Source organism: Rickettsia massiliae MTU5, assembly GCF_000016625.1.
Lineage (GTDB): Bacteria > Pseudomonadota > Alphaproteobacteria > Rickettsiales > Rickettsiaceae > Rickettsia > Rickettsia rickettsii.
In genome coordinates this window covers 1-12,287 of the sequence record NC_009900.1, presented here as the reverse complement: position 1 = coordinate 12,287, position 12,287 = coordinate 1, and the positions used below count along the sequence as shown (strand labels likewise).

The window sequence follows — 12,287 nt, the reverse complement described above, 5'->3', positions numbered from 1 at the left end:
AGCTTAAGTTATATTTCTTTTTCTTACACCCTAATAAATGAAAGAATAGTATAGACGAAGATCATCAACTTGGAAAAGAGCAAGGAGTCTGCAAGCCGAGGAGCAGAGCGTATACTAATACGTGAGCATCCGAGGACTTACAAAGACGACGAAGCCAATTTTTCAAGTTCATCGAGTATATACGGCCACGTAGCTCAGTCGGTAGAGCAAAGGACTGAAAATCCTTGTGTCGTTGGTTCAATTCCAACCGTGGCCACCACCATTCCTTAACTTTAAATCCCGTTATTTTATATCTTCAATTAAATTTCTATTGCATCTGTAAACTTATTTGATGAAATATTATATAATCAACTAATATCTTTACTAGAAAAATTAACGCGTGTAATAATACACGCAAAAGATGAAGATAAAAAAGAAGTTGAAAAATTAATTGATAAAATAAAAAATACTAATTTATTTAATCAATCCGATGAGGATGGTAATAATACAGCCTTAATTTTAGCTGCTGATGCAGGTTTAGAAGAAGCTTGTTTTTAAAACTTATTCCCAAGATATCTGACGAGGGGCTATTAATACGATCGAGAATATACGTGGTCAACCTGCATTAACAAAGGCTATGTGGCGTGATTTAGATAATGTTTGTATAGAGCTTATTCCAAGAATGTTTGAGGAAAATATTAACGCTATTGATAAATTCAGAAGGACATTGTTAATGCTTGCAGCCAAAAAAGGCATGATAGCAGTTTCTCTAGAATTTATTAAGCTGCTGCCACCTTGAGATGATTATTCGTGCTGATAATAATGGGAATATGGCTGCAAGCTACGCAGATACGGACAAAAAGCATTTGCCGAGGTAAAAGGGAATTATTACAAGAAAAACAACAAAACTTATTAAAAAATTTAGCTTCATTTCTAAATAAAACTTTTTTAAATAACAATGGTTTAGATAATTTTTTTAAAATTGCATATGCTACAAAATTCTATAAAAAAGTGAAAGTAAATAAGGAACTATTAGCATCTTATTTACAAGAACAAAATAATAATCCTGAATCTATTATAATAACAAGTAATTAATTTTATATAACAAAAAGTAATTTTCATTACTTTTTAAAGCTCGTATGTTCAATACAAAATCATTCTTATCATTAGATAAAAATTTTAACTAAGTTTAGATATTAATACAGTGCCAAGAATAATTGAACGAAATAAACCAAGCGATGCTTTTAAAAGTTGTTTATACCATTTGGATAAATTTCACGTAATAAGTCTTTGTCTTTAATAAAAAAATCTAGATATGGCTCAATAAATAGCTATTCTTTCTTCTACTGTTTTAGTGTTCATAACGTCTTAGTTCTCCTTAGTTAAACTTAAATGATTCAAGTTTGATCACCAAGAAGCTAAGTTAAAGCCCGATTGGTGATCAGGGAGTTAGAAACACCGTCAACAAGAACAGCTGAGTAGTTTTTAGGCTTAAAGTTAATACTCTAAGCCCTAAACATGACTACTACCTCCCCGACCGTAAAATATCGAGGAATAAACCAATTTAACGGTGATTTTACCGCCTTTTGATGGAGGTTTCTATACTCCAGAACAACCTTAGCTGTTCCAAGATGATTCTAAGCAAAACTTTAAACAAGTCAATATGATTTCAAAAATTGGTATTGCTCACATGACTCGTTTTATGTCATTTCCGCTTTCGCGGAAATGACATCGAGCGGGTTTTCGAGCCATGCAACAAAGCTTATAGTCGTTTGCAATGACGATATCAATCTTTATTTTGCAATACCTTTTATGCTATCTGTAAAACAAGATTAAAGCGAATAGCGGGTTATCCACTCGTGTTGTTATAATGGCTATCATTAGAATCGTTTACTCCTAGTCCTGCAAGCATTATATTCTCCATTCTCGTCACATAGTCACAAGTTGCAGAATAACCTGAATTTATTAATGCTTCTTTTTGTTCAGCTGTGATATCAAAACTTAAAGCTGATATATTATGATCATCAATAAAAACTGTTCTATCATGATTCTGAAAACAACTTATCAAGTCAGAGCTTGTGAGAACTTCAGCTAATGCATATAGTTGATCCACAACATTAGTAGTATCCACCAAAACGGTTTAGGTTCTGTACCATTCTGATAAGCTTCTAATATTTCTTTATTAATTGGTTTAAACCCAAGAGTTTTATAATTTTTATTATCTGTTTGAGGAAGGTTTCGTGCTGCAGTTTTATCATCAAACACCTCAACCGGGTAATTATTTCGTAACTCCACCATCCACATATGTTGAAACTACTCCTTGAACAGTTTTTTGTACGGGCTGAAAATATATAGGAAAAGCCCCTGAAGCGTATACGAATTTTACGACTTTCTCATCAGGAGCATTTTCATAAGATAGAATTTCCGGAAATTGAGTACTGAGATTAGTACACACTACGTATATAAGTCTATATTTGTTTTTTGACTGTCATGTAGCTGTTTAAAAGTAAAATCGGGGTCAAATCCCTTGTCTTTTAATATTGCCCTAAAAATTCTTCTAGATATTTCTCAGAATTTAACCCTCCGTAGAATACAAGATTATACACTTGGTCCCATTTACTAGTATGATCTGAAAATTTATTAAAATCAATTTTCTTAAGTATATCTTCCCTCCGGTTGATATCCTAGTGCTATGGAGAAAGCAGCTATTTGCACCACCGGAAGCTCCAACTACTTTCTGGATATTTTTTTAAACAATCTTTGTCTTTTAATGCCTTTAAAGCCCCTGCATACGCGATGACTTTTATTCCACCACCTGCAAAGGCTAAGTTGTTTATTTCTAACATTTTCAATACCTTGATTTAGTTAATATAATTTAGGCTTTATAACAAGAAATTAGATTATTAATATTTTTGTAAAAATTGATAAGATTTGTATTAAAATAGCTACAATATATTAATTTAATTCTTCTTAATAAAACGTAAATTAATATTAACTAAATATTTTTCTAGATATTAAGATAAATATTAGGTTTATATTAATACAAATTATGACTTTTTATCTATTTTTTTCCTAGATCTTACAATCAAGTAGACGTTGTTGCGTGGATCGGTTTTTCCGTCATTGCGAGGAAATTGCATAGTAATTGACGAAGCACAATCTCAGGAGTTTGTTATTATTTCATGAGACTGCCACGCAGCCTACGGCTGCTCGTAATGACGATATCATTCTTTACTTAGCAATACCTTTTTATGCCACCTGTAAATTTTGTTGCATAATAAAACTATCACTTATATACTGTCGCTAATGATTAATTTGCTTAAAGTTATATGGTAAGTAGTAATTTTTATAAAAATCTAGGGCCACGAAAACTAACGGCAATTATAGATTTTTTACACGATATTATAGAACCTCCTAAGATTCATGAAGATATAGCTATTCATGATATTAAAATTCTGCAGGAAGCATCACCAAATGATATTAGCTTTTTAAGCAATCCTAAATACTCCGAATTTTTAAAAACTACCAAAGCTGCTGCTTGTATAGTGCCGAAAAATTTTACGGGAGAAGCAAATCCAAATACTGTTTTATTACACACCCAGAACTCATATTTTGCTTACGGCAAATTAATAGATTTTTTTTATGCTCCTATTAAATCATACCCTGCTAAAATAATGAAATCCGCTATTGTTGCAGATTCAGCGACTATCGGAAAAAATTGTTATATAGGTCACAATGTAGTTATTGAAGATGATGTTATTATAGGTGATAATAGTATTATAGAAGCCGGAAGTTTTATAGGTAGAGGCGTAAATATCGGCAGAAACGCTAGAATAGAACAACATGTTTCAATAAATTACACAATTATAGGCGACGACGTCGTAATACTTGCAGGTGCAAAAATTGGACAGGACGGGTTTGGATTTTCTACCGAAAAAGGCATACATCACAAAATATTTCATATAGGAATAGTTAAAATTGGCAATAATGTTGAAATCGGTGCAAACACTACTATTGATAGAGGATCACTTCAAGATACAATTATAAAAGATTTATGCCGCATAGATAATTTAGTACAAATAGGGCATGGCGTCAAAATAGGTAAAGGCTCTATTATCATAGCACAGACAGGTATAGCAGGAAGTAGCACGATCGGTAAATATTGTACTCTTGGAGGGCAAGTAGGAATCGCCGGACATCTAAATATAGGCGACGGGGCACAGGTAGCGGCACAAGGCGGTGTAGCACAAAATATAGAAGCAGGTAAAATTGTCGGCGGCAGCCCTGCAGTTCCTATCATGGATTGGCATAGACAATCTATTATTATGAAACAATTACTAACCTCTAATAGCAAATTAAAAAAGTAGCTTGCTATTGAAAAGAGCTTTGTTGTTGCATGAATACCTGAGTCGTCATTGTGAGCAAGCCATAGGCATAGGCTACGTGGCAATCTCATGAAATAATAACAAACTCCTGAGATTGCTTCGTCAATTGCTATGCAATTTCCTCGCAATGACAGAAAATTTACATTAAAGAAGAGACCTAAATAAATGATCATAGATATTACCGAAATCATGGATTGGATACCTCATCGCTATCCATTTTTATTAGTAGATAGAGTACTTAAAATCGATCCTAACAAATCAATAACAGGTATTAAAAACGTTACTGTTAACGAACCGCAATTTACAGGACATTTTCCGGCAAGGCCTGTTATGCCCGGTGTTCTAATGGTTGAGGCTATGGCACAATTAGCTGCTATATTAGTTGCTAAATCTTTAGGCTCTACTAAGAATAAAGAAGTGTTTTTAATGGCTATCGAAAATGCAAAATTTCGTAGAATTGTTCAGCCGGGGGATACTATGCATATCCACGTTGTTATTGATCAGCAAAGAGCTAACGTATGGAAATTTTCAAGTACGGTTACGGTCGAAGGTGAAATAGCTGCAGAAAGTAAGTTTACCGCAATGATTAAAGATAAAGCATAGGGACATATAGTGTCAAATTCTAATATCCATACTACAGCTGTAATTACAGAAGGTGCAAAGCTCGGTAAAAACGTAAAAATCGGACCGTATTGTATTATAGGTCCTGAAGTGGTGCTTCATGACAATGTCGAGCTAAAATCCCATGTAGTAATTGAAGGGATTACCGAAATCGGCGAAAATACCGTAATCTATCCTTTTTCATCAATAGGTCAACCTCCACAAATCTTAAAATATGCTAATGAGCGATCAAGCACGATAATCGGCTCTAATAATACTATTAGAGAATATGTTACGGTACAAGCAGGAAGCCAAGGCGGCGGAATGGTGACAAGAGTAGGAAATAATAATTTATTTATGGTCGGCGTCCATATAGGTCATGATTGTAAAATCGGCAATAATGTAGTATTTGCTAATTATGTAAGCCTAGCAGGTCATATTGGGGTAGGTGATTACGCAATAATCGGCGGGCTGTCTGCCGTACATCAATATGCTAGAATCGGTGAATATTCGATGATCGGCGGGCTATCGCCGGTCGGAGCAGATGTAATACCGTTTGGGCTTGTAAGTAGCAAACGTGCGGTGCTTGAGGGCTTAAATCTAATCGGTATGAATAGAAAAGGGTTTGATAAAGTAAAGTCTTTAAGTGCTTTAAAAGCTATCGAAGAAATCTTCTCAGGTGAAGGTAATTTTGCTGAGCGTATAAAACAAGTTGCCGAGAAATATAACAATAATTCTATAGTAATACAAATTATCGATTTTCTTAATCAAGATAGTAGTAGAGCATTTTGTCGTTATGATTTACACCGTGGAAAAAGCTAGATAATTAGTGAAGCAATACGTATATATCTTAAACAACTAGAGAAAATTCAGACCTAGCCAAAGAAGCTAAACGTCAATCCTTATTAGCTAGTAAAGAAAACAATCCTGATGCCGACTTATGGTAAAACACAATGAAGAAAGTTGGTTAGATGAATGGAAATAATATTAAAAAAAGATATATTGTTGCTTGGTGTAATATCTGGAGATTATGGTAAACCTCGCCCCGCTGTTGTTGTTCAATCTAATTTATATAAAAATCATCCCAGTATAAAACAGTTTGTCCTCTAACAACGGATTTTAATAGATGCCCCAACTTTTCGCCTGTTATTGACTCCTACAGAGCTAAATGGTCTTAATTTAGGATCTCAATATTATGGTTGATAAAATTAGTGCTATAAGAAGTGATAAAATTCAAAAAAAATTGGTGAATTATCACCTGAACAACTAGAAGAGTTAATTGAAGCTATTAAATCATGGATGAATTAGCCAATAATTTTCTCATTTTTTCTTGCAAAGAGTTTTGGCGTAAACGAGTTTTCAAGCTCTTAAAATCAACTATTTCTGCATTTTGATTTTGCTGGCTACATGCAAAAATATATTTCTGCTCTCCTTTAACTTTTTGAATACATTGTCCGCAAATTCCTTTCATCATACATTGCATCGATGAATTAACGCTAACTATTATTTTTGTATTTTCACTGAATATTTCATTTTTTAGACTTTGCAATTCTTCTATTATTTCAGGAGAAGCATTAATTATTACTATATCCACTGAAACTAATTTACGGATTTTTATATCAGGATAGGTAACAAATATAACTTCATTATTATTTTCTTTTAGAACTTTTAATAAGCCTATATTACCGGCTTCGAAATCAACAATAACTATTTTTTTATTTTGAGGTATTTCTAGCGGCGAACCTGTTGGTCCCATTAAAACTACTTTCTCATTTTCGGATAATGTTTTACATAAGCTAGTAGATTTACCGACTTCAAAAACTATAAAACTAATTAAGCCTTTTTCTACATCAATATCGATAGGGCTTAAGGCTACAGGCTCTATTAACTTAGCAGCATCTTCAGAATAATTTTGTAAGCGAAAAAACTGTCCGAACTTAAAATTTTTAGCAGCAAGCGGCGAATGAATTATCAACTCAAAAGTTTTATCATCTAAAATATTTATTTTATTAACCCTAGAAGTCAGCAAATAATCAAGCTGCGTACAAAAATCTTTATAACTACCTTTAAAGCTAGGATTATTATTTATAAGCCTTTTATTAATAGCGTCGTACCCTTCTTTGGTACTAGCAAGAGCCTTCACCACACTACCCGAATATTTAGGATTACAATCACCGAAATAACTATATTTATCCTCATCGAATTGAGTGTTATTTTCTATACCGATTGCCATAATCACGGTTTTGGTTTTGATGTTATTGCGAGGAAATGCGTAGCATTGACGGTTTCGATTCTCAAACTCCACAGATTCCACATGACCGTATTTATCAACATTAATCCTTAAAGGTTGCATATTTTCCTTAAAATCAACACCGAGTGCTAATGCATATATTAGCTCCTCGTGATTTAATTTATATGCCGGCGAATCTTGCAATCTTCCACGATAGTAAACAGTAGCACCCCCAAGCTTATTAAAAACCTTTCTTAATTCTTCATTATTCTTAGCTTCTTTAAACAATTCTGCATGAGCAATAAATTCTTCAGCTATTTCTTTATCTTCCTCCGTTAAATCTTTTTCTATATAATCTTCGGCAAATTCCTCTACTTGTTTTTTATAGTAATATAAACTTTCCGTTGCTGCGTCTAAGGAAGTAAGACCGCCGCCTATTACCGCAATCGGCATCCTAATTACCATATTAGTATTAGAATTTTTCAAAAATGCCCCTCCACTTTGCAAAGTCATTAAGAAATCAGAAGCCGTTTTTACGCCCTTAGCTTTAAAATTTTCTATATCTAAAACTTTCGGCTGACCTGCTCCAATGCAAAAAGCTATATAGTCAAAACCCAAATCGAAAGCTTGTTCTTTCGTTATATTAAAATCTAAAGCTACTCCGTCATAATATTTGAAATTATTATTTCTCTCTAATATCAGCCGCAATATATCGAGATTGTTTTTATCCCACCGAATGGTAATCCCATATTCCGCTACTCCTCCAAATCCTCTTGGCATTCTTTCCGATAACAAATTTTTATATTCATGCCAAAATTTTATAGGCTTATGAACATCAAAAGGCAGTAGAGTAATTTTTAAACCGTCAATAGCTACAACATTATGACCTGACCGTAATAAATAATAGCTAAGACTAAAACCTGCAGGACCAAGACCGGTAACTAAAATATTATAATTAGTAGGTTCTTTCGGAAGCGGTGCATAAATATTAAGCGGATTCCAGCGAGTAAGCAGTAAATATATCTCTAAGCCGTAAGGTAATTTAAGCGTTTCTTCTAAAATATTTGATTCTATTAATGGGATATTTACCGGATCTTGCTTTTGGTAAATACAAGCTTTTGAGCAATCATTACAAATCCTATGACCTGTTGCTGCAACCATCGGATTATCAATAACTATAATAGCAAGAGCACCTAGGTTAAAACCTTGTGCCTTAACATAGTTCATTTCAGAAATTTTTTGTTTTAACGGGCAACCTTGTTTTAAATCCGTCATTGCGAGCGACTGCAAGGAGCGTGGCAATTTCATCAAATCTCCTGAGATTGCCACGTCGCTTCGCTCCTCACAATGACGATTCTGAGGTTGCAGTAATCCCTTAGAACAGCTATCCTTATCCTGCTTATGGCAATAAATACAATAATGAGAATGGTTTAAAGCTTCATCTAGATTTAAAAAAGAATCTGTATAGTCAAAATATACTCTCTCATTTTTTTGATATTTTAATATTTTTTTATCGTCTATTAGATTTTCTTTATCTAGTTTTTGTGGAAGGTTGAATAGGATGTCATCCTGTGGCTTGATACCCTCACACGAATAAACCCTATACGCAGCATACCTAGCTGCTATGTCTAATTCTTCTGCAAAATTTTCTTCTGCCTGTTGCCATATAATTATTTGTTTGGCAAATTCTCTAGAAGTAAAATTCGTACCTATTAAATCAGTTAGCTTTAAATACACATCTTCAAAATCAATATCTTTTATTTTTTCCGGTGGATATTTTTTTACGGCAACACGTTGAACAAATTTTCTTTTACATTCATAAATAATATCAAAATTTTTATGTTTTAACCTTGATATCGTTATTTCTTTTGAAATACAAAATAACTCTGCTAAAAAATCGTCTAAATGAGGAGAAATTTTTAGCAAAAATTCGGAATAATCTTTTGGAATAATGGAGAGAGGAGTCGATCTAAATAACATTAAATCTTTATGCAAAGATCTATCGGCTTTAAAGAGATAATCTAAAAATATTTGATCTAATTTTTTAAGTCCGGTTAAATCTAATTCATTAAAATCTAGATTAAAACCAAGTTTCATAAATAATAAATAACTCTTTTAGAAAATTGTCTATAAATTAAATAACTGATACAAACAGTAATAAATGCAACTATAATAGACTTAACTATCAGCATCATATCCGGTAATGTTCCGTCAATCACCAACGCTTGTACGGGTCTTATAACTAAAAAGAACGGATTAAATTCAAAATATATCTTTTTAGACTCCGGAATTAGCGAATATGGATAAACTATCGGTATACTCCAATAAATAACTCCAAGAATAACACTCAACATTTGCGGAATATCTCGAATATACGGCGTTAAAAATGCTACAGCGACAGAACCGCTAATCACACATATTATTAAGGGCAAAATTAATATCGGCATAAATATTATTTGCCAAGAAAATTTTTCTGGAAATAATAAAATAAAAGCAAAATACATTGCCGAAAATGAGCAAATTAAAGTATATAATTGCCCTAAACTATCCGCAACAGGAAAAAAAGTCTTAGAAATTCTAACTTTTTTTATTATTTGATCACGTGTAACTAAAGAACTTGAACAAATCGTTAAGCTGCTTACTATAAAACTCCACAAAGGAATACCGCCGACTAAGTTCATTACCATAAATTCTCTCGGCTGTCTTAATAAAAAACCGAAAAAATATGAAATTACCATTATGTGAATAAAAGGCTGAATTAAACTCCATAAAGAACCTAAAAAAGAATCTTTATTTTGCCTAATTATAGAAGTTTTAACTAGTAATGCTATTGCCTGCCAGTATTTTTTAGAAAAAAAATACTTTATCATTTATGAATTTCCTTGTTGTTGGTTATAGATTTTAAACATTTCCGATGGTGTACCATCACCTATAATATTGCCATCTTTTAATAAAATACATCTATTGCAATTATCTTTTATAATTTCTTCTTGATGGCTTACTATTATTGAAATAGGAGTTTTTTTAAACTTATTCTTCATTAAACTAAGAGATTTTTCTATAAAATAGCTATCGCCTGCCGCAAAAACTTCATCAAGTAATAGAATCTGCGGATTTTGAAATATCGATACAGAAAAAGCAAGGCGTGATAACATACCGGAGCTATAAATTTTTATCGGTAAATCAATTTTACTACCAAGTTCTGAAAAATCTATAATTTCTTTTTCAATTTTTTTGCTATATTTATCCAGCATATTATTATATAGCATTAACATTTTTATATTTTCACGACCAGTTTGCTCAGGCTCAAAACCAACTCCCATATCTATAATTGCCGCAATATCTCCATGAACTTTGACTGTACCGGATTTTAACGGATATATTCCGGCGATTAGCTTTAGAAGCGAACTTTTTCCCGAACCGTTACTCCCTATAAAAGCTATTTTTTCTCCTTCATAACAAGAAAAATTAATATCGTTTAATATAGGTATATTTGGAGAAAGAGAGACTCCTTTTTTCAAGAAGAAATGCTTTAAACCTTGAGCTCTTTTATGAGTATCAATACCTTCAACATAACCATTAGTTATCTCTATAAATACTTTTGGATGGCTAAGTGACATAAAATAAATATTAAATAGATTTATTAATCCAATCTAAAAGAGACTTTTTTTGTTGCAAACCTATTTTAGTATCTTTTTGTTCACCATTTTTAAATAACATTATCGTTGGAATACTACGAATATCGTATTCTGAAGGAGTGTTAGGATTTTCATCAATATTCATTTTAAGTACTTTTACTTTGCCTTGTAATTCTTTACTGATTTCATCTATTATCGGTGTTAACATTTTACACGGTCCGCACCATTCTGCCCAAAAATCAACCAGTACAGGTAAATCTGATTCTAATACTTCCTTTTTAAAAGAGCTATCCATTACGTTATTTGCCATAAATTCCTCTATGTTTTTATAACATTGTCCATATGGCTTTTATATCATTCCCACGTAGGCGGGAATCCAGTAAAACCTATAAAAAACTTGTTTTTTTAGGTTTATTTTATTAAATGTGTAACTTCTATATAAATATTTGAAGTTATTTTTCTGGATCCCCGCCTACGCGGGGATGACATCGAGTAGGTTTTTCAATCCATGCAACAAAGTCGCTTTTAGCTAGGAATGACATAGTGTTGTTTTTGGATTCATATGGACAACATCTATATTTATAAATAAAATTATAAAGTACAGGCTTCTACTTGTAAATAATGAAAATCTTTTTATTTATTATATTTATTTTTTTTATTATAATATATTCGCATTATTAAAGCTGCTGTTTCCTCTATTGATCTAGTCGACACGTCAATTACCGGCCAATTTCTTTGATCACAAATTTTTCTGACTTCTAGGCACTCTTTTTGTACTATATTAAAATCTGTATAGCTTTTATTTTCGTTAATTTGTAATAGATTTAATCTGGCTTCTCTTATCTCAATTAACCTATTTGGATTAATAACGAGTCCTACTACCAATTGATCTATGTCTTTTTCTATAAAATCAGGAAAGGGGCAATTATAAACATAAGGAATATTGGCAGCTTTTAAACCGTTATACGCTAGAAATACGGAAGTCGGTGTCTTAGAAGTTCTAGAAGGACCTATTAATATTATATCAGCCTCTGATAACTCATTAAGCATTTGTCCGTCATCATGTCTTATAGCATAATCTATGGCATTAAGTGTATCAAAATAAGTTTTATCAAATTTATAATTGTAATTCTGTTCTTTTTCTATTTCAATACCTGAAAAAACAGACATTTCTTTAATAATTTTACCTATTACAGAAATACATGGAATTTTTAATTCATAGCAAAATTTCGTTAAAGCTTTTCGGAGTTCTTGATCGGCAATCGTGTATAATACTATCCCACGTTTATATTCTATTTTACTTAATACTTCATTTAGCAATTCCAAATTTCTAATCATTGGCCAATGATATAATTTTGGTTTTACGGAAGTAAATTGTGCAATGGCAGAATTTGCTGCATATTTTGCAGTTTGCACGGAAGAGTCTGAAACCAAGTGAATAACTAGCTTTGTCAT

The 12,287-nt window shown here is 32.3% G+C and carries 14 protein-coding genes, 1 tRNA gene and 1 pseudogene; 7 read left to right on the top strand and 9 right to left on the bottom strand.

The features are described from left to right. The first annotated feature begins 183 nt into the window (after positions 1-183). The 3 genes from RMA_RS00065 (at position 184) to RMA_RS10320 (ending at position 1,074) form a co-directional block, all read left to right on the top strand. Positions 184-259: transfer RNA gene (locus RMA_RS00065), tRNA-Phe, on the top strand. Positions 260-616: 357 nt separating this feature from the next. Continuing rightward, a complete protein-coding gene (locus RMA_RS10325) occupies positions 617-778 on the top strand; it encodes a hypothetical protein (RefSeq protein WP_187145916.1) in 162 nt (53 codons plus the stop codon). An 11-nt stretch (positions 779-789) separates the two neighbouring features. Then, on the top strand, positions 790-1,074 hold the full coding sequence (locus RMA_RS10320; protein ID WP_148194394.1) for a hypothetical protein: 285 nt from the start codon (positions 790-792) through the stop codon (positions 1,072-1,074). Between the two features lie 754 nt (positions 1,075-1,828). Here RMA_RS10320 and RMA_RS10315 read toward each other — a convergent pair. From RMA_RS10315 to RMA_RS09675, 4 genes are all read right to left on the bottom strand, one after another. Beyond that, positions 1,829-2,092, bottom strand: coding sequence for a hypothetical protein (locus RMA_RS10315; protein WP_049749331.1), 264 nt, complete (start codon positions 2,090-2,092; stop codon positions 1,829-1,831). Continuing rightward, complete coding sequence (locus tag RMA_RS10310) at positions 2,071-2,277, bottom strand: alpha/beta hydrolase (protein WP_238375486.1); 207 nt, start codon at positions 2,275-2,277, stop codon at positions 2,071-2,073. Before RMA_RS10310 ends, RMA_RS10315 begins: the two co-directional genes overlap by 22 nt. Further along, entirely contained in the window at positions 2,258-2,434 is a 177-nt protein-coding gene (locus RMA_RS10305) for a patatin-like phospholipase family protein (protein ID WP_238375485.1), read from the bottom strand. Before RMA_RS10305 ends, RMA_RS10310 begins: the two co-directional genes overlap by 20 nt. A 250-nt stretch (positions 2,435-2,684) precedes the next feature. Beyond that, a complete protein-coding gene (locus tag RMA_RS09675) occupies positions 2,685-2,825 on the bottom strand; it encodes a hypothetical protein (RefSeq protein WP_014365225.1) in 141 nt (46 codons plus the stop codon). A gap of 483 nt (positions 2,826-3,308) precedes the next feature. Here RMA_RS09675 and lpxD point away from each other — a divergent pair, with 483 nt between their 5' ends. From lpxD to RMA_RS10300, 4 genes and pseudogenes are all read left to right on the top strand, one after another. Then, complete coding sequence (gene lpxD / locus RMA_RS00045) at positions 3,309-4,346, top strand: UDP-3-O-(3-hydroxymyristoyl)glucosamine N-acyltransferase (protein ID WP_012152338.1); 1,038 nt, start codon at positions 3,309-3,311, stop codon at positions 4,344-4,346. A 183-nt stretch (positions 4,347-4,529) separates the two neighbouring features. Then, positions 4,530-4,967, top strand: coding sequence for a 3-hydroxyacyl-ACP dehydratase FabZ (gene fabZ, locus RMA_RS00040; protein WP_012152337.1), 438 nt, complete (start codon positions 4,530-4,532; stop codon positions 4,965-4,967). Between the two features lie 9 nt (positions 4,968-4,976). Further along, complete coding sequence (gene lpxA / locus RMA_RS00035; RefSeq protein WP_041404445.1) at positions 4,977-5,786, top strand: acyl-ACP--UDP-N-acetylglucosamine O-acyltransferase; 810 nt, start codon at positions 4,977-4,979, stop codon at positions 5,784-5,786. A gap of 183 nt (positions 5,787-5,969) precedes the next feature. Further along, positions 5,970-6,234 (top strand): annotated as a pseudogene (locus tag RMA_RS10300) (type II toxin-antitoxin system PemK/MazF family toxin). A gap of 18 nt (positions 6,235-6,252) precedes the next feature. Here the strand turns inward: RMA_RS10300 and RMA_RS00025 are convergent. From RMA_RS00025 to RMA_RS00005, 5 genes are all read right to left on the bottom strand, one after another. Then, positions 6,253-9,291, bottom strand: a complete 3,039-nt coding sequence (locus RMA_RS00025; RefSeq protein WP_012152335.1) for an FAD-dependent oxidoreductase — start codon at positions 9,289-9,291, stop codon at positions 6,253-6,255. Further along, positions 9,288-10,064, bottom strand: coding sequence for an ABC transporter permease (locus tag RMA_RS00020; RefSeq protein WP_012152334.1), 777 nt, complete (start codon positions 10,062-10,064; stop codon positions 9,288-9,290). Before RMA_RS00020 ends, RMA_RS00025 begins: the two co-directional genes overlap by 4 nt. After that, positions 10,065-10,814: an ABC transporter ATP-binding protein gene (locus tag RMA_RS00015; protein ID WP_041404444.1), complete on the bottom strand. Its 750-nt coding sequence runs from the start codon at positions 10,812-10,814 to the stop codon at positions 10,065-10,067. Between the two features lie 10 nt (positions 10,815-10,824). Further along, positions 10,825-11,142, bottom strand: a complete 318-nt coding sequence (gene trxA / locus RMA_RS00010) for a thioredoxin (protein ID WP_041404443.1) — start codon at positions 11,140-11,142, stop codon at positions 10,825-10,827. Between the two features lie 323 nt (positions 11,143-11,465). After that, entirely contained in the window at positions 11,466-12,287 is an 822-nt protein-coding gene (locus RMA_RS00005; RefSeq protein WP_012152331.1) for a pyruvate, water dikinase regulatory protein, read from the bottom strand.

What these genes read in the sequence shown, in the direction of transcription:
- RMA_RS10310 (WP_238375486.1), bottom strand. Translation starts at nt 2,277, where the DNA reads ATGGTGGAGTTACGAAATAATTACCCGGTTGAGGTGTTTGATGATAAA.
- RMA_RS00025 (WP_012152335.1), bottom strand. Translation starts at nt 9,291, where the DNA reads ATGAAACTTGGTTTTAATCTAGATTTTAATGAATTAGATTTAACCGGA.
- RMA_RS09675 (WP_014365225.1), bottom strand. Translation starts at nt 2,825, where the DNA reads ATGTTAGAAATAAACAACTTAGCCTTTGCAGGTGGTGGAATAAAAGTC.
- RMA_RS00005 (WP_012152331.1), bottom strand. Translation starts at nt 12,287, where the DNA reads ATGACAAAGCTAGTTATTCACTTGGTTTCAGACTCTTCCGTGCAAACT.
- RMA_RS00015 (WP_041404444.1), bottom strand. Translation starts at nt 10,814, where the DNA reads ATGTCACTTAGCCATCCAAAAGTATTTATAGAGATAACTAATGGTTAT.
- lpxD (WP_012152338.1), top strand. Translation starts at nt 3,309, where the DNA reads ATGGTAAGTAGTAATTTTTATAAAAATCTAGGGCCACGAAAACTAACG.
- fabZ (WP_012152337.1), top strand. Translation starts at nt 4,530, where the DNA reads ATGATCATAGATATTACCGAAATCATGGATTGGATACCTCATCGCTAT.
- RMA_RS10325 (WP_187145916.1), top strand. Translation starts at nt 617, where the DNA reads ATGTGGCGTGATTTAGATAATGTTTGTATAGAGCTTATTCCAAGAATG.
- RMA_RS00020 (WP_012152334.1), bottom strand. Translation starts at nt 10,064, where the DNA reads ATGATAAAGTATTTTTTTTCTAAAAAATACTGGCAGGCAATAGCATTA.
- trxA (WP_041404443.1), bottom strand. Translation starts at nt 11,142, where the DNA reads ATGGCAAATAACGTAATGGATAGCTCTTTTAAAAAGGAAGTATTAGAA.